14 protein-coding genes, 1 tRNA gene, 3 pseudogenes and 1 riboswitch are annotated in these 20,056 nt (G+C 66.1%); of the genes and pseudogenes, 17 read left to right on the top strand and 1 reads right to left on the bottom strand.

What is annotated here, in order from left to right; all coding sequences use genetic code 11:
• The first annotated feature begins 27 nt into the window (after positions 1–27).
• From H9L16_RS13785 to H9L16_RS13730, 12 genes and pseudogenes are all read left to right on the top strand, one after another.
• Positions 28–1,544 (top strand): annotated as a pseudogene (locus H9L16_RS13785) (NADH-quinone oxidoreductase subunit M).
• Between the two features lie 10 nt (positions 1,545–1,554).
• A complete protein-coding gene (gene nuoN, locus H9L16_RS13780; protein WP_425507204.1) occupies positions 1,555–3,009 on the top strand; it encodes an NADH-quinone oxidoreductase subunit NuoN in 1,455 nt (484 codons plus the stop codon).
• Positions 3,010–3,080: 71 nt separating this feature from the next.
• Positions 3,081–3,157, top strand: a tRNA-Met gene (locus tag H9L16_RS13775).
• 173 nt (positions 3,158–3,330) lie between these two features.
• A complete protein-coding gene (locus H9L16_RS13770) occupies positions 3,331–3,960 on the top strand; it encodes a ribosome maturation factor RimP (RefSeq protein WP_187552225.1) in 630 nt (209 codons plus the stop codon).
• Positions 3,961–3,966: 6 nt separating this feature from the next.
• Entirely contained in the window at positions 3,967–5,454 is a 1,488-nt protein-coding gene (gene nusA, locus H9L16_RS13765) for a transcription termination factor NusA (RefSeq protein ID WP_187552224.1), read from the top strand.
• A 127-nt stretch (positions 5,455–5,581) separates the two neighbouring features.
• Entirely contained in the window at positions 5,582–8,164 is a 2,583-nt protein-coding gene (gene infB, locus H9L16_RS13760; protein ID WP_187552223.1) for a translation initiation factor IF-2, read from the top strand.
• 18 nt (positions 8,165–8,182) lie between these two features.
• The gene (rbfA, locus tag H9L16_RS13755) at positions 8,183–8,545 is read left to right on the top strand and encodes a 30S ribosome-binding factor RbfA (protein ID WP_187552222.1); all 363 of its coding nucleotides are present in this window, start codon (positions 8,183–8,185) and stop codon (positions 8,543–8,545) included.
• Positions 8,529–9,542, top strand: coding sequence for a tRNA pseudouridine(55) synthase TruB (gene truB / locus H9L16_RS13750; protein WP_187552221.1), 1,014 nt, complete (start codon positions 8,529–8,531; stop codon positions 9,540–9,542). Before rbfA ends, truB begins: the two co-directional genes overlap by 17 nt.
• A gap of 172 nt (positions 9,543–9,714) precedes the next feature.
• On the top strand, positions 9,715–9,975 hold the full coding sequence (gene rpsO, locus H9L16_RS13745) for a 30S ribosomal protein S15 (protein WP_187552220.1): 261 nt from the start codon (positions 9,715–9,717) through the stop codon (positions 9,973–9,975).
• 161 nt (positions 9,976–10,136) lie between these two features.
• Positions 10,137–12,244 (top strand): annotated as a pseudogene (gene pnp / locus H9L16_RS13740) (polyribonucleotide nucleotidyltransferase).
• An 89-nt stretch (positions 12,245–12,333) separates the two neighbouring features.
• A riboswitch (cobalamin riboswitch) is annotated at positions 12,334–12,560 on the top strand.
• 201 nt (positions 12,561–12,761) lie between these two features.
• Complete coding sequence (locus H9L16_RS13735) at positions 12,762–15,194, top strand: ribonucleoside-diphosphate reductase subunit alpha (RefSeq protein WP_187554201.1); 2,433 nt, start codon at positions 12,762–12,764, stop codon at positions 15,192–15,194.
• Between the two features lie 56 nt (positions 15,195–15,250).
• Positions 15,251–16,210, top strand: coding sequence for a ribonucleotide-diphosphate reductase subunit beta (locus H9L16_RS13730; protein WP_425507274.1), 960 nt, complete (start codon positions 15,251–15,253; stop codon positions 16,208–16,210).
• 10 nt (positions 16,211–16,220) lie between these two features.
• On the opposite strand, the gene H9L16_RS13725 is transcribed toward H9L16_RS13730, so the two are convergent.
• Positions 16,221–16,418, bottom strand: coding sequence for an oxidoreductase-like domain-containing protein (locus H9L16_RS13725; protein ID WP_187552218.1), 198 nt, complete (start codon positions 16,416–16,418; stop codon positions 16,221–16,223).
• 87 nt (positions 16,419–16,505) lie between these two features.
• Between H9L16_RS13725 and H9L16_RS13720 the strand changes: the two genes are divergently transcribed.
• The 5 genes and pseudogenes from H9L16_RS13720 to H9L16_RS13700 all read left to right on the top strand — a co-directional run bounded on the left by H9L16_RS13720 (position 16,506) and on the right by H9L16_RS13700 (position 20,053).
• Positions 16,506–17,768: a serine hydrolase domain-containing protein gene (locus tag H9L16_RS13720; protein ID WP_223158146.1), complete on the top strand. Its 1,263-nt coding sequence runs from the start codon at positions 16,506–16,508 to the stop codon at positions 17,766–17,768.
• A gap of 44 nt (positions 17,769–17,812) precedes the next feature.
• Positions 17,813–18,664 (top strand): formyltetrahydrofolate deformylase, encoded by an 852-nt coding sequence (gene purU, locus H9L16_RS13715; protein ID WP_187552217.1) that lies wholly within the window; start codon positions 17,813–17,815, stop codon positions 18,662–18,664.
• Positions 18,665–18,698: 34 nt separating this feature from the next.
• A pseudogene (locus H9L16_RS13710) lies at positions 18,699–19,235 on the top strand (mechanosensitive ion channel domain-containing protein); the annotation flags it as partial.
• A gap of 219 nt (positions 19,236–19,454) precedes the next feature.
• Positions 19,455–19,676: a type II toxin-antitoxin system VapB family antitoxin gene (locus H9L16_RS13705; RefSeq protein WP_187552215.1), complete on the top strand. Its 222-nt coding sequence runs from the start codon at positions 19,455–19,457 to the stop codon at positions 19,674–19,676.
• Positions 19,673–20,053, top strand: coding sequence for a type II toxin-antitoxin system VapC family toxin (locus tag H9L16_RS13700; protein ID WP_187552214.1), 381 nt, complete (start codon positions 19,673–19,675; stop codon positions 20,051–20,053). Before H9L16_RS13705 ends, H9L16_RS13700 begins: the two co-directional genes overlap by 4 nt.
• The last annotated feature ends 3 nt before the right edge of the window (positions 20,054–20,056 follow it).

Here is a 20,056-nt window from a genome sequence, read left to right as displayed (position 1 = left end):
GATGAACGACTCGATGGAACCCTGCGCGTGACCCACTGGCCTCTCCTCAGCATCCTGATCTGGCTGCCCATCCTGGGCGGCGTGTGCACCCTGCTTGCGGGCAACGCCCGCCCGGGGCGGCCCGCTGGATCGCGCTCGGCTTCGCGGTCGCCACCTTCCTGTGCAGCATCCCGTTGTTCATGGGCTTCGACCTGGCCAGCCCGGCGATGCAGTACGTCGAGCGGCTGGCGTGGCTGCCGGCCTACGACATCGAGTACCACCTGGGTGCCGATGGCATCTCGCTGGCGCTGATCGGGCTGACCACGCTGACGACCGTGCTGGTGCTGATCGGTGCGTGGGGCTCGATCGACAAGCGCGTGAGCCAGTACTACGCGGCCTTCATGATCCTCGAAGGCCTGATGATCGGCGTGTTCAGCGCGCTCGACGCGATCCTGTTCTACGTGTTCTTCGAAGGCATGCTGATCCCGATGTTCATCATCATCGGCGTGTGGGGCGGACCGCGCCGCGTGTATGCCTCGGTGAAATTCTTCCTGTACACCTTCCTCGGCTCGGTGTTCATGCTGGTCGGGCTGGTCTACCTGTACCTCAAGGGTGGCAGCTGGCAGCTGGCCGACATGGCCGCACTGCCCCTGACCATCGGCGAACAGACCTGGCTGTTCTTCGCCTTCCTCGTCGCGTTCGCGGTCAAGGTGCCGATGTTCCCGGTGCACACCTGGTTGCCGGACGCGCACGTCGAGGCACCGACCGGTGGTTCGGTGATCCTGGCCGCGATCATGCTGAAGATCGGCGGCTACGGCTTCCTGCGCTTCGTGTTGCCGATCGTCCCCGATGCCGGCCATGAATTCGCCTGGCTGGTGATCGCGCTGTCGCTCGTCGCGGTGGTCTACGTCGGCCTGGTCGCGCTGGTGCAGGAGGACATGAAGAAGCTGATCGCGTATTCGTCGGTCTCGCACATGGGCTTCGTGACCCTGGGCACCTTCATCGCGTTTGCATTGGTCCGCGACGGCAATCCCGGCGGCGTCGACGCAGCGCGGCTGGGCCTGCAGGGCGCGATGGTGCAGATGATCAGCCACGGTTTCGTGTCCGGCGCGATGTTCTCCTGCGTCGGCGTGCTGTACGACCGCATGCACAGCCGCATGATCCGCGACTACGGCGGCGTGGCCAACGTGATGCCTTGGTTCGCGATGTTCTGGGTGCTGTTCGCGATGGCCAACTCGGGCCTGCCGGGCACCAGCGGTTTCGTCGGCGAATTCATGGTCATCCTGGCCGCGTTCCAGCACAGCCCGCTGATCGGCTTCGCTGCGGCGGCGACCCTCATCATTGGTGCCGGTTACACGCTGTGGCTGACCAAGCGGGTGATCTGGGGCGACATCGGCAATGCCCACGTGGCCGAACTCGAGGACATCAATGCGCGTGAATGGCTGGTGCTTGGCGTGTTCGCCGCCGGCGTGCTGGTTCTGGGCGTGTGGCCCAAGCCCCTGATCGATCTGATGGAGCCTTCCATCGCGCAACTGGCGGCGCAGCTCGCCGCCACCAAGCTTTGAAGAGGCGATGATGACGATGCAAGCCACCCTCGCCACGCCGGCCGCCACCGAATTACTGCCGCTGATTCCGGAGCTCGTGCTGGTCGGCGCCGCATTCGCGCTGCTGATGCTCGACCTGTTCCTCAACGAAAGGCAGCGCGTGATCACCCACCTGCTGGCGGTCGCCAGCCTGGTGCTGGTCGCGGCGTTGCTGGTCGCTGGTACCGGCGGGCAGGGCACTGTGCTGGGCGGGATGTTCATCCGCGACAACATGGCCGACGTGCTGAAGATCGGCACCTGCGTGGTCTCCGCCATCGCGCTGCTGTACGGCTGGCCGTTCCTGCGCGAGCGCGGTCTGTACAAGGGCGAGATCCCGGTGCTGGTGCTGTTCGCGGTGACAGGCATGATGCTGCTGATCTCCGCCGGCAGCCTGGTGATGGTCTATCTGGGTCTGGAATTGCTGGCGCTGTGTTCGTACGCGCTGGTGGCGATCGACCGCGACAGTCCAGCGGGCTCCGAGGCGGCGATGAAGTATTTCGTGCTGGGCGCGCTGGCCTCCGGGATGCTGCTGTACGGCATGTCGCTGGTGTACGGCGCCAGCGGCAGCATCGACCTGGCGACCATCGCCGCGAATGCGGTCGTCACCGAGCAGAAGACCCTGCTGCTCACTGGCATGGCGTTCATGCTCGCCGGCATCGCCTTCAAGTTCGGCGCCGCGCCGTTCCACATGTGGGTGCCGGACGTCTATGAGGGCGCGCCGACCCCGATTACCTTGTTCATCGGTTCCGCACCGAAGCTGGCGGCGTTCGCGATGGCGATGCGCTTGCTGGAAGTGGGCATGGGTCCGCTCGCCGAAGACTGGCGTCCGTTGCTGGCGATGCTGGCGGCGTTGTCGCTGGTGGTCGGCAACCTGTTCGCGCTGGCGCAGGCCAACCTCAAGCGAATGCTGGCGTATTCGACCGTCTCGCACGTGGGCTTCCTGCTCATGGGCCTGGCGGGTGGCGGCGCGACCGGCTATGCGGCGGCGATGTTCTATGCGCTCAGCTATTCGATCATGGCGACCGCGGCCTTCGGCGCGATCATCCTGCTCTCGCGGCGCGGTTTCGAGGCCGATCGCATCGAGGATTTCAAGGGCTTGAACGCGCGCGATCCGTGGACCGCAGGCCTGGTGCTTTGCGTGATGGCGTCGCTCGCCGGCGTGCCGCCGTTCCTCGGCTTCTGGTCGAAGCTGGTGGTGCTGCGCGCTGCGATGGAAGGCGGCATGTTGTGGCTTGCCATCGTCGGCATCGTCTGCGCGGTGATCGGCGCGTTCTATTACCTGCGCGTGATCAAGGCGATGTATTTCGACGAACCCGTCGGCGAGCCGGTGGTACCGCGCGCCGATCGCACGTTGCGCGTGGTGTTCGGCGTCAACGCGCTTGCGCTGCTTGCGTTCGGATTGTTCTGGAGCCCGATCATGTCGTGGTGCCAGCAGGCCTTCGCCTGACCGCAACTCGGCAATAAAACGCGATACGGGCTTGCAATATCCCGCGCGCATCGCGATAATTCCGCTTCTGCTGCGGGGTGGAGCAGTCTGGCAGCTCGTCGGGCTCATAACCCGAAGGTCGCAGGTTCAAATCCTGCCCCCGCTACCAAGTTCAAGCAGCGATCGCTTCCACGGGATTGTTGCCGGGCTAGGGCCGCGAAATCCGTTGTTCCCGGGTTTCGCAATCCAGCGTCATCGGAAAAGGGCCCATCGGGCCCTTTCTCGTTTCCGGGATTCTGTTTTTTCCGGAATCGCTGTTCCCGCAATTCGATTGGATGCGACGTGACCGACAAGGCTGACGAAATCGCCGCGCTGCTTTCGCCCACTGTGGAATCCCTGGGGCTGCAGTTGCTCGGCATCGAATACCTGCCCGCGGCGGGTGGTTCGGTCGTGCGCCTGTACATCGACATGCCCGCCGGCGACGACTCGCGCCACGTGGGCATTGAGGATTGCGAGGCGGTGAGCCGCGAAGTCTCGGCGCAGCTGGATGTTGCCGATCCGATCAGCGGTAACTACACGCTGGAAGTGTCCTCGCCCGGCATCGACCGCCCGATCTTCGGTGCCGCGCAATTCGCGCGCGTCGTCGGCGAGAGCGCGAAGGTCGTGCTGAAGTTGCCGCAGGAAGGGCGCCGCCGGTTGCAGGGAAAGATCGCGCGGGTCGAGGGTTCGACCGTGGTGTTCGCGCTGGACGCCGGCGAGTTCGTCGTCGATGCGGCCAATATCGACAAGGCCCGGTTGATGCCCGACTGGATCGCGCTGGGCATGGCGCCGGCCGTGGATGAATCCGGGCGCGATGCGCGGCCGGGCAAGCAAAAGAAGAAGCCCGCGGGCAAGAAGTCCGCGGCGAAGACACCAACCAGCGAAACAACCATCAACAGCAGGGCGGCGCGCAAGCCGTCCGATGCGGAGTAAGCGTAAATGAGCAAGGAATTGTTGCTTGTCGTCGATGCGGTGGCTGCCGAGAAGGGCGTGCCCGAGTCGGTGATCCTGGAGGCGATCGAAGCCGCGCTGGCCACGGCGGCGAAGAAGCGCTACGCCGAGCAGGACGTGCTGGTGCGCGTGGCCATCGATTCGAAGGATGGCAGCTACGAGACCTTCCGTCGTTGGGAGGTGGTGGCCGATGACGTGGTGATGGAATCGCCGGATCGCCAGGTGCGCCTGATGGATGCGGTCGACGAGAGCGATGACGCCGAGGTTGGCGACTACATCGAGGAACAGATCGAGAACCCGGACTTCGGCCGCATCGCCGCGCAGGCCGCCAAGCAGGTGATCGTGCAGCGTGTCCGCGAGGCCGAGCGCGCGCAGGTCGTGGATGCGTGGAAGGATCGCGTGGGCGAGCTGGTGACCGGTGTGGTCAAGCGCGTCGAGCGCGGCAATATCTACGTCGACCTGGGCGGCAACGCCGAGGCGATCATCGCCAAGGACAAGGGCATCCCGCGTGACGTGCTGCGCACTGGCGACCGCGTGCGTGGCTACCTGTTCGACGTGCGTTCGGAGCCGCGTGGCCCGCAGCTGTTCATCAGCCGCGCCGCGCCGGAATTCATGATGGAACTGTTCAAGCTGGAAGTGCCGGAAGTCGGCCAGGGCCTGGTCTCGATCATGGCCTGCGCGCGCGATCCGGGCGACCGCGCCAAGATCGCGGTGCTGGCGCACGACAACCGCACCGATCCGATCGGCGCCTGCATCGGCATGCGCGGTTCGCGCGTGCAGGCGGTGACCAACGAGCTCAACGGCGAGCGCGTCGACATCATCCTGTGGAGCGACAACGCCGCGCAATTCGTCATCAACGCGATGGCACCGGCCGAAGTGCAGTCGATCATCGTCGACGAGGACAAGCACTCGATGGACCTCGCGGTCGCCGAGGACAAGCTGGCGCAGGCGATCGGCCGTGGCGGCCAGAACGTGCGCCTCGCCAGCCGCCTGACCGGCTGGCAGCTCAATGTGATGACCGCCGATCAGGTGCAGGCGAAGTCGGAGGCCGAGCAGGCCACGTCGCGCCAGCTGTTCATGGACAAGATGGAAGTCGACGAAGAGATCGCCGGCATCCTGGTCGCCGAGGGCTTCAACTCCGTCGAGGAAATTGCCTACGTGCCGGTCGGCGAACTGCTGGCGGTCGAGGGCTTCGACGAGGACATCGTCGAGGAACTGCGCTCGCGTGCCCGCGATGCGTTGCTCAACGACGCATTGGCGGTCGAGGAGGGCCTGGAGGAACACCAGCCGGCCGAGGACCTGCTGTCGCTCGAAGGCATGGACGAGTCCACCGCTTACGCGTTGGCCGAGCGCGGCATCCGTACCCGTGAAGACCTGGCCGAAGCCGCCACCGACGAAATCGAGGATGTGGAAGGCATGGATGCCGAACGCGCCGCGGCACTCATCATGGAAGCGCGCAAGCACTGGTTCGAATGAGCACCGCAGGGGAGGCCTGGGCCTGCCACGCTTGATTGGCTGGCGGGCTTGGGCCCGTCCTACAATCGCCTGATTCTCCATTGATATCCCGGCCGCATCCGTTGCGGCCAAAGACACCGGAATCCGAATGTCGCAGCAAACCACTATTCGCAAGCTGGCCGAACTGGTGAACACGCCGGTCGAGAAACTGCTGGAGCAGCTGGCCGAGGCCGGCATGAGCTTCAGCGGTCCCGACCAGGTCGTGACCAGCATCGAGAAAGTCAAATTGCTGGGCTTCCTCAAGCGCTCGCACGGCAAGTCCGAAAGCGCTGCCGAGGAAGTCGTCGCGCCCGGCAAGATCGTGCTCAATCGCAGCCGCAAGCAGGAAATCACCGTTGGCGGCAACGCCAAGTCCGGCCGCGGCCCGAGCACGATCGACGTGGTCGTGCGCAAGAAAGTGACCCTCAACAAACCGGGCGCAGCGGGCGATCCCGATGCCGAGATGGCCGAGATCCATCGCAAGCTGGCGGAGTCCCGCCAGCGCAACGAGGCCGAGCAAATCGCGCTTGCCGCGAAGGATCGCCAACGCGCGGAAGAACTCGCCGAGACCAAGCGTGTCGCCGATGCTGCCGCCGAGCGTGCGCGCCTGGCCGCCGCCGAAGCGGCGGTGCAGGACGACGCCGGCAAGCCCAAGCCTGGCCACCACGGCAGTCCCAAGCCTGCGCCCGCGCGCGCGGACGACAAGACCGCCGCCAACAAGGGCAAGACCGCGCATCGCGGCTCGCACGCGATGGTCGCGGGCGTCGAGGACGACGACAACACCGCGCGTTTCGCCGGCCAGTTGCACCTGTCGGCTTCCGACCGTGCGCGCCGCAGCAGCAGCGCCAACAATCGCGGCAAACCGAAGCAGCGCCAGCGTTCGCTGGACCAGTCGCGCACCGGCACCGGGTTCCAGAAGCCGGTCGCCCCGATGGTCCGCGAGATCGCGATCGGCGATGCGATCACCGTCTCCGACCTTGCCCAGAAGCTGGCGCTGAAGGGCGGCGACGTGGTCAAGCAGTTGTTCAAGATGGGCGTGATGGCCACCATCACCCAGACCATCGACCACGACACCGCGGTGCTGGTCACCGAGGAACTCGGCCACAAGGCCGTGCACGCCGACGCCGGCGATGCCGAGAGCGAACTGCTGGCGCATGTCGAGGCGGTGCAGGGCGACCAGACCCAGCGCCCGCCGGTGGTCACCATCATGGGTCACGTCGACCACGGCAAGACCTCGCTGCTGGATTACATCCGCACCACCAAGGTCGCGTCCGGCGAAGCCGGCGGCATCACCCAGCACATCGGCGCGTACCACGTGCAGACGCCGAAGGGCACGATCAGCTTCCTCGACACGCCGGGCCACGCCGCGTTCACCCAGATGCGCCAGCGTGGCGCGAAGCTGACCGACATCGTGATCCTGGTGGTTGCCGCCGATGATGGCGTGATGCCGCAGACGATCGAGGCGATCAAGCACGCCAAGGCGGCCAAGGTGCCGCTGATCATCGCGATCAACAAGATCGACAAGTCCGATGCGGATCCGTCACGGGTCAAGAACGACCTGCTGGCGCACGACGTGGTGGCGGAAGAGTTCGGCGGCGACACTCAGATGGTGGAGCTGTCGGCGAAGACCGGCCTGGGCGTGGACGACCTGCTCGACGCGATTTCGCTGCAGGCCGAAGTGCTCGACCTCAAGGCGGTCTTCGAGGGGCGCGCCAGTGGCGTCGTCATCGAATCCGCGCTGGACAAGGGCCGCGGCCCGGTGGCCACGGTGCTGGTGCAGCAGGGCACGTTGTCGAAGGGCGATTACCTGGTGTGCGGCATCCAGTACGGTCGCGTGCGCGCCCTGTTCGACGAAACCGGTTCGCAGGTGGCGCAGGCCGGCCCGTCGATCCCGGTGCAGGTGCTCGGTCTCTCCGGCGTGCCGGAATCGGGTGACGACTTCGTGGTCGTGGCCGACGAGCGCCTGGCCAAGGACGTCGCCCAGCAGCGCGACGTCAAGCGCCGCGAAACGCGACTGGTCGCCGCCGCGGGCAACCGCATGGAAGACATCATGGCGCAGATGGGCGAGGGCGCGACCCAGCAGACCCTCAACCTGGTGGTCAAGGCCGACGTGCATGGCTCGATGCAGGCCCTGCGCGAGGCCTTGACCGGCCTGTCCAACGAGCAGATCCGGATCAACGTGATCGGCTCCGGCGTGGGCGGCATCACCGAGTCCGACGCCCAGTTGGCGGCCACCTCCAAGGCGACCGTGATCGGCTTCAATGTCCGCGCCGACGCCTCCGCACGTCGCGTCATCGAAGGCAATGGCGTCGACCTGCGCTACTTCTCGATCATCTACGACGTCATCGACCAGGTGAAGCAGGTCGCGTCGAACGTGCTGGGCAAGGAAATCCGCGAAGAGATCATCGGCATCGCCCAGGTCCGCGACGTGTTCCGCAGCTCCAAGTTCGGTGCGGTCGCCGGTTGCATGGTGGTCGAGGGCGTGGTCAAGCGCAGCAAGCCGATCCGCGTCCTGCGCGACAGCGTCGTGGTGTTCGAAGGCGAGCTCGAATCGCTGCGCCGCTTCAAGGAGAACGTGGACGAAGTCCGCGTCAACACCGAGTGCGGCATCGGCGTGAAGGCGTACAACGACGTCAAGCCGGGCGACCAGATCGAATGCTTCGAGCGCATCGAGGTGCAGCGCACGCTGTAAGGCGTGCCCGCAACCGCCATGGCGCAGAAATCATTCCACCGCACCGACCGGGTCTCGGCGCAATTGCGCCGGGAACTGGGTACTTTGGTGCATGCGGCCGTGCGCGAGCATGGCCTGTGCTCGACCAGCGTCTCCGACGTCGAGGTCACCCGCGACATGGCGCATGCCAAGGTCTTCGTCACCGTGCTGCTGGCCGACAAGGCCGAAGAGACGCTCAAGGCGCTGAAGCAACTGGCACCGGAAATCCGCTACCAGCTGGCGCGCGCGATGAAGCTGCGCCACGTGCCGGAACTGCATTTCCACTACGACGAATCGGTGGATCGCGGCGAGCGCATCGACACCCTGCTGCGCGACGTCCGCGCCAGTGACGACGCCGGCTGACCCGGCGCCGCCGCGCCGCCCGCGCACGGTCTTCCGCGGGCTGGATGGCATCCTGCTGCTCGACAAGCCGCAGGGCCTGTCGTCCAACCAGGCCTTGCAGCGCGTGCGTCACCTGTTCCGCGCCGAAAAGGGCGGCCACACCGGCAGCCTGGATCCGCTGGCGACCGGCCTGCTGCCGGTCTGCTTCGGCGAGGCCACCAAGATCGCCGGCGGCCTGCTGGGTGCGCGCAAGGCCTACGAGACCGTGGCCCGCCTCGGCATCACCACCGACACCGACGACGCCGAGGGCCAGCCGCTGCGCGAGCGCCCGGTGCCGGCGCTGTCCATCGACCAGATCGATGCCGCGCTCCGGCAGCTGACCGGACGCATCCGCCAGCGCCCGCCGATCTATTCGGCGCTGAAGCGCGGCGGCGAACCGCTGTATGCCAAGGCCCGGCGTGGCGAATCGATCGAGATCGACGAACGCGACATCGAGGTCCACGCCTTCGACCTGCTGAATGCGGCCGATCTGCTCGACGGCCAGCTCGAGAACGGGGCATCGCCGACGCTGCGCCTGCACATCGAATGCGGCTCCGGTACCTACGTACGTAGCCTGGTGCGCGACCTCGGCGAATTGCTGGGCTGCGGCGGGCATGTGGCCGAATTGCGCCGGCTGTGGGTGGATCCGTTCCGCGAACCGCGGATGTGGACGCTGCCGGCACTTGAAGACCTGCGCGAACAGGCCGGCGAGCGCGTGCTGGAGGCCTGCCTGTTGCCGGTCGAGGCCGGGATGACCTCGTGGCCTTCCGTGCGGGTCAATGAGGTCCAGGCGCAGCGGCTCGGCCTTGGCCAGGGCCTGCGCGGGCCGTACCGGCCGACCGGACAGGTCGTGATACTCGACGAACACGGCCGTGGTCTGGGCTTGGGCGAGGTCGACGGCGAGGGCGGTCTGCGGCCGACGCGCCTGTTCCGCTGGGCGGCGGCCACCGGCAAGCCCGCCGCCGCCGCGACTGGGTGAGGCGCTCCGCCGCGCGTTGCCCGTCCCGCTCCATGCGGGCTATAATCCCGCTGCTCCCCGGAGCGGTTTCACGTTCCAACCCACCATTCACGATTCCATCCACGGCGAGCCGTGCAGTGCGGCGTCCTTACCGGACCCCCGTTCCTGCCGGCCACGCGACGACGAGGCAAGCATGTCCATCGATTCCCAGAAAGTCATCACCGAACACAAGCGCGGCGACAACGACACCGGCTCCCCCGAAGTGCAGGTCGCCCTGCTGACCGCCCGCATCGAACACCTGACCAACCATTTCAAGACCCACAAGCAGGATCACCACAGCCGTCGTGGCCTGCTGATGATGGTCAACCGCCGCCGCAGCCTGCTCGATTACCTGCACCGCAAGGATGGCGAGCGGTACAAGGCGCTGATCGGAAAGCTCGGCCTGCGTCGCTGATCGAATACCCCGCCGCGGCGCAGAAATGCGCCGCGGTTTCGTTTTTGCGGTACCGGACACATTCCATCGCGGCCATGCCGCATTCCCGCATCGCCCCGCGATGCAGCGCACGGAGCGGGGCTCCGCGGCGTCGACGACCCAAGACATTCAAGGATTCCCTCGTGGCGAAGATCAGCAAGTCCTTCCAGTACGGCAACCAGACCGTCACCCTCGAAACCGGCGAGATCGCCCGCCAGGCCGGCGGTGCCGTGATGGTCTCGTGCGACGGCACCGTCGTGTTGTGCACCGCGGTGGCGGCCAAGACCCAGCGCGAAGGGCAGGACTTCTTCCCGCTGACCGTGGATTACCAGGAGAAGTTCTACGCCGGTGGCCGCATCCCGGGCGGCTTCTTCAAGCGCGAAGGTCGCGCCACCGAGAAGGAAACGCTGACCAGCCGCCTGATCGATCGCCCGATCCGCCCGCTGTTTCCGGATGGTTTCCGCAATGAAGTGCAGGTGATTGCGACCGTGATGTCGCTGAACCCGGAAGTCGACGGCGACGTGCTCGCCCTGATCGGCTGCTCGGCGGCGGTCGCCTTGACCGGCGCCCCGTTCGATGGCCCGATCGGCGCCGCCAAGGTCGGCTACAAGGACGGCCAGTACCTGCTCAACCCCAGCGTCAGCGCACTCAAGGAATCGAAGCTCGAGCTGGTCGTCGCCGGTACCAAGGACGCGGTGCTGATGGTCGAATCCGAAGCCGCCGAGCTGTCGGAAGAGGTGATGCTCGGTGCGGTCGTGTTCGGCCACCAGCAGATGCAGGTGGCGATCGACACCATCAACGCGCTGGTCGCCGAGGCCAGCAAGCCGAAGTGGACCTGGGCCGCGCCTGCCGCAAGCGCGGGTCTGGTCGACGCGCTGAAGGCTGCCATCGGCGATCGCCTCACCCAGGCTTTTGCGGTGCGCGACAAGCTGGAGCGCAAGGACGCCATTTCCGCCCTGAAGAAGGACGTGATGACCGCGCTGGCCGAGCAGTCGGAAGCCAATGGCTGGAAGGCCGCCGAGTTGTCCAAGGAATTCGGCGAACTCGAGTACCAGACCATGCGCGACGCGGTGCTGGCCACCAAGGTCCGCATCGACGGTCGCGCCCTGGACACCGTCCGCCCGATCGCCTCCAAGGTCGGCATCCTGCCGCGCGTGCACGGCTCCTCGCTGTTCACCCGCGGCGAGACCCAGGCGATCGTTGCGGTCACCCTCGGTACCGCGCGCGACGGCCAGATCATCGATGCCGTCGGCGGCGAGTACAAGGAACACTTCCTGTTCCATTACAACTTCCCCCCTACTCGGTAGGCGAAGCCGGCCGCATGATGGGCCCGAAGCGCCGCGAGATCGGCCACGGCCGCCTCGCCAAGCGCGGCGTGCTGGCGGTCATGCCGACCATGGAAGCGTTCCCGTACACCATCCGCGTGGTCTCCGAGATCACCGAGTCGAACGGTTCGTCCTCGATGGCTTCGGTCTGCGGTTCCTCGCTGGCGCTGATGGACGCGGGCGTGCCGGTCAAGGCACCGGTCGCCGGCATCGCGATGGGCCTGGTCAAGGAAGGCAACGACTTCGTCGTGCTGTCCGACATCCTCGGCGACGAGGATCACCTGGGCGACATGGACTTCAAGGTCGCGGGTACCAGCAACGGCATTTCCGCGCTGCAGATGGACATCAAGATCCAGGGCATCACCGAGGAAATCATGAAGGTCGCGCTGGCCCAGGCCAAGGCCGGTCGCCTGCACATCCTCGGCGAGATGGCCAATGCGCTGACCGCGCCGCGCGCCGAGTTGTCCGACTTCGCGCCGCGCCTGATCACCATCAAGATCCACCCCGACAAGATCCGCGAAGTGATCGGCAAGGGCGGCTCGGTGATCCAGGCGATCACCAAGGAAACCGGCGCGCAGATCGACATCAAGGACGACGGCACCATCACGATCGCCTCGGTCGATGCCGCCGCAGGCAAGGCCGCCAAGGATCGCATCGAGCAGATCACCTCCGACGTCGAGCCGGGCCGCATCTACGAGGGCAAGGTCGCCAAGCTGATGGACTTCGGTGCGTTCGTGACCATCGCCCCGGGCAAGGACGGCCTGGTGCACGTGTCGCAGATCTCCAACGACCGCGTCGAGAAGGTCGGCGACGTGCTGAAGGAAGGCGACGTGGTCAAGGTCAAGGTGCTGGAAGTCGACAAGCAGGGCCGCATCCGCCTGTCGATGAAGGCCGTGGCCGAAGGCGAAGGCGTCGCGGCCGAGTAAGCCGCCGCGTCATTGCGCCAACTGAAAAGCGGGCTTCGGCCCGCTTTTCGTTTGTGGTGTCGGAATCGATTGACGAATCACGTTCGGCCCAATATGTTGTGGTGGTCGGTTCCGGCAGCCACAAGCTGCAGGATGAAAAGGGAAGCCGGTGCGGCGCGCAAGCGCCCATCCCGGCACTGCCCCGCAGCGGTAAGTGGTGACGCGGTCGCATCAAGCACTGGGGCGGTGGCCCTGGGAAGCAGCGATCGCGGTGGCGGGGACTCGTGTCCCGGCCGTAGCCACGAGTCCGAAGACCTGCCGACAGCCGCGCGAAGCACGCCGCGCGGTGCCGGCCGACGAATCTCCGGGGGGAGATGGCTGGTGCAGCATGGCCGGCCCGCATGTTCTGCATGCATGTCGCAGGCCGTGCGACACCGATGCCAGACCCTGCGTTTCCGATGCCATCCGCGCCTGCGAGGGACAGGCAAGGACCGTGCATCACGCATGGAGTCACCCGATGTCCGCGAACCAAGCCAGCATGGCCGATGCCGCCGTGGCCGAAGCGCCCGCGCCCGCAACACCGATGTTCGACCTGACTCCGCCGCCGACCGCGACCACGATGCGCGTGACCAAGCGCAACGGCAGTAGCGAAGCGGTCGACCTCAACAAGATCGTGCGCGCGGTGACCCGTGCCGCGGAGGGCCTGCACGCGGTCGAACCGATGCGGGTCGCCACCCGCACGATCTCCGGCCTGTACGACGGCGCGACCACCGCCGAACTCGACGAACTGTCGATCCGCACCGCCGCGCTGCTGACCGGCGAGGAACCGGAGTACGGCCGGCTCGCCGCTCGCCTGCTCGCCAGCGTGATCGCCAAGGAAGTGGCCGGGCAGGAGATCCACGCGTTCTCGCAGTCGGTGCAGCGCGGGCACGAGGTCGGTCTGGCCAACGATCGCCTGCTCGGTTTCGTGCAGGCCAACGCGCGCAAGCTCAACGACGCGCTGGATGTCACCCTGGATCGGCACTTCGACTACTTCGGCCTGCGCACGCTGTACGACCGCTACCTGCTGCGGCACCCACGCACGCGCAAGGTCATCGAGACCCCGCAGCAGTTCTTCCTGCGCATCGGCTGCGCCCTGAGCGAAGACGTGCCCGGCGCGCTGGCGTTGTACCGGCGCATGGCCGAGCTCGATTACCTGCCGAGCTCGCCGACCCTGTTCAACAGCGGCACCACGCATGAGCAGTTGTCGTCCTGCTTCCTGCTGGATTCGCCGCAGGACTCGCTGGAATCGATCTATGCGAAATACGGCGATATCGCCCAGCTCAGCAAGTTCAGTGGCGGTATCGGCGTGAGCTACACGCGCGTGCGTTCGCGCGGCTCATTGATCAAGTCCACCAACGGCCACAGCAACGGCATCGTGCCGTGGTTGAAGACGCTGGATTCGTCCGTCGCTGCGGTCAACCAGGGCGGCAAGCGCAAGGGCGCGGCCTGCGTCTACCTGGAGCCCTGGCATGGCGATGTCGAGGAATTCCTGGAGCTGCGCGAGAACACCGGCGACGAGGCGCGTCGCACGCACAACCTCAACCTGGCCAACTGGATTCCTGATCTTTTCATGCGCCGCGTCGAGGCCGACGCCGACTGGTCGCTGTTCGACCCGCGCGTCGTTCCCGAATTCACCGACCTGTTCGGCGAGGCGTTCGAGCGCGCCTACGAGCAGGCCGAGGCGCAGGGCAAGGCGCTGAAGACCATCAAGGCGCGCGACCTCTACGCGCGGATGATGCGCACGCTGGCGCAGACCGGCAACGGCTGGATGACCTTCAAGGACAAATGCAACCGGGCCAGCAACCAGACGCTGCGGCCGGGCAACGTCATCCACCTGTCGAACCTGTGTACCGAGATCCTCGAAGTCACTTCGGCCGAGGAAACCGCGGTGTGCAACCTCGGCTCGATCAACCTGGCGCGGCATTTCGACAACGATCCTGATAACGGAAGCGGATGCTTCGATTTCGACAAGCTCGCCGAGACCGTGCGGCTCGCCGTGCGCCAGCTCGATCGCGTCATCGACCTGAATTTCTATCCGATCGAATCCGCGCGTCGCGGCAACCTGCGCTGGCGACCGGTCGGACTGGGCTGCATGGGTCTGCAGGACGTGTTCTTCAAACTGCGCCTGCCATTCGATGGCGACGAAGCCCGCGCATTGTCCGCGCGCATCGCCGAGACCATCTACTTCCACGCGCTGGAAACCTCCTGCGAACTCGCCGAGGAACGTGGCCAGCATCCATCGTTCGCGGATACCCGCGCGGCACGTGGCGAATTGCAGTTCGATGCATGGAACATCGTGCCTGCGAACAACGAGCGCTGGAATGCGTTGCGCGAGCAGATCAAGCTGCATGGCCTGCGCAATTCGCTGCTGGTGGCGATCGCGCCGACCGCGACGATTGCGTCCATTGCCGGCTGCTACGAATGCGTGGAGCCGCAGGTGTCCAATCTGTTCAAGCGCGAGACGCTGTCCGGCGATTTTCTGCAGGTGAATCGCTATCTGGTCGAGGAACTGAAGAAGCTCGGTCTGTGGACATCGGAGGTGCGCGATGCGATCAAGCAGGCCGAAGGCTCGGTGCAGGGCGTGGCGCAGATCCCGGAGACGTTGCGCCATGTCTACCGCACCGCGTGGGAGATCCCGATGCGCGCACTCATCGACATGGCGGCCGGGCGAGGTGCCTTCATCGATCAGTCCGCGTCGCTCAACCTGTTCATGGAAAGCCCGAACATCGGCGCGATGTCATCGATGTACATGTACGCGTGGAAGCAGGGCATCAAGACCACGTACTACCTCCGCTCGCGGCCGGCGACGAAGATCGCCAAGACCACCGTTGGGAGTGCTGCGGCAAACGTGCCGAAGCCGGACTACATGCCGGTCGAAGCGATCGCGTGTTCACTGGAGAACCCGGAAGCCTGCGAGGCCTGCCAGTGAGTGCGCATACCCGCCAACTACTGCTCGATCCCGGCTTCGAACTCACCCTGCGGCCGATGCGCTACCCGCAGTTCTACGAGATGTACCGCGATGCCATCCGCAACACCTGGACGGTGGAAGAGGTGGATTTCTCGCTGGACACCAACGATCTGAAAACCAAGTTCGGGCCGGCCGAGCGGCACCTGATCGAACGTCTGATCGCATTCTTCGCCACCGGTGACTCGATCGTCTCCAACAACCTGGTGTTGAATCTCTACCAGCACATCAATGCGCCGGAAGCGCGGATGTACCTGTCGCGACAGCTGTACGAGGAAGCGCTGCACGTGCAGTTCTACCTCACCTTGCTGGATACCTACCTGCCGGATCCGAACGAGCGCGCCAAGGCCTTCGCGGCGGTGGAGAACATTCCGTCGATCAAGCGCAAGGCCGAGTTCTGCTTCAAGTGGATCGACTCGCTGCAGGGCGTGCAGAAGATCGAGACGCGTGCGCAGCGCCGCCAGTTCCTGCTCAACATGGTCTGCTTCGCGGGTTGCATCGAGGGGCTGTTCTTCTTCGGCGCGTTCGCCTACGTGTACTACCTGCGTTCGCGCGGACTACTGCACGGCCTGGCCAGCGGCACCAACTGGGTGTTCCGTGACGAGAGCGCGCACATGGCCTTCGCCTTCGAGGTGATCCGCACTGCCCGCGAGGAAGAGCCCGACCTGTTCGACGACGACCTCAAAGCGCAGGTGGTGCAGATGATGTCGGAAGCGGTCGACTGCGAAGTCGCGTTCGCCGAAGACACCCTCAGCGGCGGCGTGGCCGGCTTGTCGATCCGCGACATGCGCCAGTACCTGGAATATTGCGCCGACCAGCGCATGGTCCAGCTGGGAATCCCCCGGCACTTCGGCGCGCGCAATCCGTTCCCGTTCATGGATCTGCAGGACGTGCAGGAGCTGACCAACTTCTTCGAGCGCCGGGTGTCGGCCTACCAAGTCGGCGTGCAGGGCGAAGTCGGCTTCGACCACGCGTTTTGAGTTGAAGTCGCTACCACGAAGCTGCGGCATCCGCATCGGGATGCCGCAGCATCCACGCCGCCAGCGCCTGCCGATGTGCGATCACTTCTTCGGCATACAGGTCGTGCACGCAGACCGCGCAGCCGCTGTCGCAGCAGTCCGACGGCAGGGGGCGTTCGGGTGCTTGCGGGCGCGGGTCGGGATCGGCGCTGGTGAGCGGACTGGTCATGCGATGCGGGTGGTGGCGTCGCGATGATTATCCATGCACGTTGAAGTGGGTGCTTGCGGCATCGGCGACGAACCGCTCCAATGCGGCATGACTGATTCCACCGTGCCCGCCATCTCGCGTCGCAATCTGTTGGCCGGCGGCATCGGACTGGCGTCATTGGCCATCGTGCCGGCAGATGGGCTGGCGGCACAGCGTTGGGATGCCGACGCAGACTGGGTTCCCGGCGATGACTTCCTCAAGGATCTGCCACGACAGATGCAAGCGCTGGGTGTGCCCGGCGTGGGCGTCGCAGTGGTGGAGGCGGGCAGACTGGCGTGGTCGCGTGGGTTCGGCGTGACCCATGCGGAACGCGGCACACCGGTCGAAGGCAACACCTTGTGGGAAGCGGCATCCCTCAGCAAGCCGGTGTTCGCCTACACGGTGTTGCAACTGGTCGATCGCGGCGAGCTGGCGCTGGATGCGCCGCTGGTGAAATACGCAAGGCCCGCCTACCTCGGTGAGTCACCGTGGATCGAACGCATCACCGTGCGCGACGTACTTCGGCACACCACCGGCTTGCCGAACTGGCGCAAGGATCCGGCCAACGAACCACTGGTGCCCGCGGTGGCGCCGGGCACGCGCATCGACTATTCGGGCGAGGCCTTCGTCTGGCTGCAACTGGCGGTGGAGGCGGTGACCGGCGAAAGCCTCGACCAGGCGATGCGCAGGCTGCTGTTCGAGCTCGCCGGCATGCATGACAGCAGCTATGGTTGGGATGCCGCGCTGGCGGCGCGCTCCACGTACGGCCATCGCGCACCGGATGACACGCAGCCGGGCATGCCGGCGCAGGGATTGCGCGAGGCCTGGGACGCGGCACAGCCGGTGGCCGATGCATGGCGCAAGCCCTTGTCGACGTGGCGCTACGCCGATGCCGAACGCGCCTTGCCGCTGGCCCGCGCGAATGCGAAGCCTGGCGTGGTGAACTGGCCCAGCGACATCCTCGCGAATTCGGCGGCCAGCCTGCGCTGCACGGTGCAGGATTACGCGCGCTTGATGACGCTGGTCGTGCATGCAACGCCAGCCGCGTGGGAGCTGAAACCCGCAACGCGCAACGCGATGTTGGCTCCGCAGATCGCATTGCCCGGCCGATGGACGGAGAAAGGCCTCGGCTGGAACATCGAGGCCACCCGGATCGGCCCGGTGCTGTACCACTCCGGCAGCAACGCCGGCATCTTCAAGACCTTCGCGCTGGGCGATGCCGCGCGCCAGCGCGCGATCGTCATCATGACCAACGCGGCCAACGGCAACGTGCTGTACCGGCGCATCGTGCGTGCGGCAGCCGGGCTGGACTTGCTCGCATTCGACCTGTGACATAGTGGCGCGCCGCGCGCGTCCGTGCGCACCACAACGCCCGCATGCGCCACGACCACATCCTGACCCTGTCCTGCCCGGATCGCACCGGCATCGTCCATCGCGTCTCCGGCTGCCTGTTCGACGCCGGCTGCAACATCCTCGACGCCCAGCAATTCGGCGATGGCGAAACCGGTCGCTTCTTCCTGCGCGTGCATTTCGATGCGCCCGCGGCGAACGCGGTGGAGGCGTTCCGCATCCGCTTCGCGACGCTGGCCGACGACTTCGGCATGGACTGGCAATTGCACGATGCGCGCCGCCGCGCGCGTTTGCTGATGCTGGTCAGCAAGCAGGGTCATTGCCTCAACGATCTCTTGTTCCGCACCCATAGCCGGCAGCTGCGCGCGGACATCGTCGCGGTGGCATCCAACCACGGGGACTTCGCCGCGCTCGCGTCGTCCTATGGCGTGCCGTTCCATCATCTGCCGGTGGATGCCGGCAATCGCGAGGCGCAGGAGCAGGCGATCATCGACCTGGCGCAGCGCGAACAGGTCGATCTGGTCGTCCTGGCGCGCTACATGCAGATCCTCTCGCCGCGCCTGTGCGAAGCATTGGCGGGCCGTGCGATCAACATCCACCACAGCTTCCTGCCCAGCTTCAAGGGCGCGCAGCCCTACCACCAGGCGCATGCGCGCGGGGTCAAGCTGATCGGCGCGACCGCGCACTACGTGACGCCGGATCTCGACGAAGGCCCGATCATCGAGCAGGACGTCGCGCGGGTGGATCACGCGATGACCCCACGCGATCTCGTCCGCGTGGGCAGCGACATCGAATCGCAGGTGCTCGCGCGCGCCGTGCGCCACCACATCGAGCATCGCATCCTGCCGAACGGACATCGCACCGTGGTGTTCCGCTGAAGCTGCGGCCGCACCCACGGGTACCATTCTCTGCATGAGTACATATCTCCCCGACTGGTTGCGCCCGTGGTTCGCCGAAGTGGCGATCGTCCTGCAGGTACTGGCGATCCTGCTGCTGGCATGGACTGTTCGCTGGGTGCTGCGTCGCCTGATCGCGCGGCTCGCAAAGCGCTACGACCTGCCGCTGGAAGTCAGCATGGGCGTGCGCCGGGTCAGCGGCTTTCTGCTCGGGTTTGCGGCATTGCTGGCGATCCTGCACGTGGTCGGCGTGTCCGCGGGCGTGTTGTGGGGCGCGTTCACCGGCTTCGCCACGGTGGCGGCAGTGGCGTTCTTCGCCGCGTGGAGCGTGCTGACCAACGTGTTCTGCGCCTTCCTGATCATGACCAGCCGGCCATTCCGCTTGCACGACCACGTGGAATTGCTGGAGAGCGGCGAGCGTCCGGGCCTGCGCGGACAGGTGATGGACATCACCCTGGTCTACGTCACCCTGCGCGAGATCCACGCGCACGGCGGCCACAGCCTGCTGCGCGTGCCCAACAGCATGTTCTTCCAGCGCGCCGTGCGTCGTTGGGAACCGGGCGCACCGGATGTCGCCCTGCAGGCCGCGGAACCGATGAACAGCCGCGACCAGCGCCGCGTCGCGGTGCTGGGTGGCGGTGCGTCTGCGAACGCCGTCGATCCTGACTGACGTGCGGCGAGCCGCATCAGCCAGGTGATCCAGTTAGCGCGAGCTAGCCATGCCTTCCCGATCGATGCACAATCGCATCACTCCTGATTCAAGGACGACGCAATGCGTACCACCGTCACGATCGACGACAACGATTACGAAGCCGCCCTGGCCGTAGCAGAACCCGACATGGACAAGGCCGACCTGTTCCGCGAAGCCATCCGCACCTTCATCCGCGTGCGTGCCGCGCAGCGACTCGCCGCACTCGGCGCTGCCGTACCGGACATGCCCGACGTGCCGCGCCGTGGCGGCCTGCGGGTCAACGAAGACGCGCCCGGGGAATGAATGTCCTGGTCGATACCTCGGTCTGGGTCGACCACTTCCGCAACGGTCAGCCCGCGTTGGCGCAACTGCTCGCGCTGGATGTCGTGCTGATCCATCCGTGGGTATTGGCCGAACTGGCCTGCGGCACGCCCCCCGCGCCGCGCCGCCGGACGCTGGACGACATCGCGCGGCTGCGTCCGGCGGTGCAGGCCAGCCAGGCCGAACTGCTCGACTTCATCGAGCGCGAAAAACTGCATGGCCTGGGCTGCGGCATGGTCGATGTGGCCTTGCTGGCCAGCACATTGCTTACCCCGCGCACGCGACTGTGGACGCTGGACAAGCGCCTGGCCGTACTTGCCGATCGCTACGGCGTGGCCCACCTCCCTGTCATCGCCTGAGCG

This window comes from Thermomonas carbonis (assembly GCF_014396975.1).
GTDB lineage: Bacteria > Pseudomonadota > Gammaproteobacteria > Xanthomonadales > Xanthomonadaceae > Thermomonas > Thermomonas carbonis.
This window is presented reverse-complemented; position numbering and strand designations above follow the sequence as displayed.

Excerpts from the sequence above, each read along its gene's own strand:
- H9L16_RS13725 (WP_187552218.1), bottom strand. The coding sequence starts at position 16,418 with ATGACCAGTCCGCTCACCAGCGCCGATCCCGACCCGCGCCCGCAAGCA.
- rpsO (WP_187552220.1), top strand. The coding sequence starts at position 9,715 with ATGTCCATCGATTCCCAGAAAGTCATCACCGAACACAAGCGCGGCGAC.
- H9L16_RS13705 (WP_187552215.1), top strand. The coding sequence starts at position 19,455 with ATGCGTACCACCGTCACGATCGACGACAACGATTACGAAGCCGCCCTG.
- H9L16_RS13720 (WP_223158146.1), top strand. The coding sequence starts at position 16,506 with ATGACTGATTCCACCGTGCCCGCCATCTCGCGTCGCAATCTGTTGGCC.
- H9L16_RS13700 (WP_187552214.1), top strand. The coding sequence starts at position 19,673 with ATGAATGTCCTGGTCGATACCTCGGTCTGGGTCGACCACTTCCGCAAC.
- nusA (WP_187552224.1), top strand. The coding sequence starts at position 3,967 with ATGAGCAAGGAATTGTTGCTTGTCGTCGATGCGGTGGCTGCCGAGAAG.
- rbfA (WP_187552222.1), top strand. The coding sequence starts at position 8,183 with ATGGCGCAGAAATCATTCCACCGCACCGACCGGGTCTCGGCGCAATTG.
- H9L16_RS13730 (WP_425507274.1), top strand. The coding sequence starts at position 15,251 with ATGCGCTACCCGCAGTTCTACGAGATGTACCGCGATGCCATCCGCAAC.
- purU (WP_187552217.1), top strand. The coding sequence starts at position 17,813 with ATGCGCCACGACCACATCCTGACCCTGTCCTGCCCGGATCGCACCGGC.
- nuoN (WP_425507204.1), top strand. The coding sequence starts at position 1,555 with ATGACGATGCAAGCCACCCTCGCCACGCCGGCCGCCACCGAATTACTG.
- infB (WP_187552223.1), top strand. The coding sequence starts at position 5,582 with ATGTCGCAGCAAACCACTATTCGCAAGCTGGCCGAACTGGTGAACACG.
- H9L16_RS13735 (WP_187554201.1), top strand. The coding sequence starts at position 12,762 with ATGGCCGATGCCGCCGTGGCCGAAGCGCCCGCGCCCGCAACACCGATG.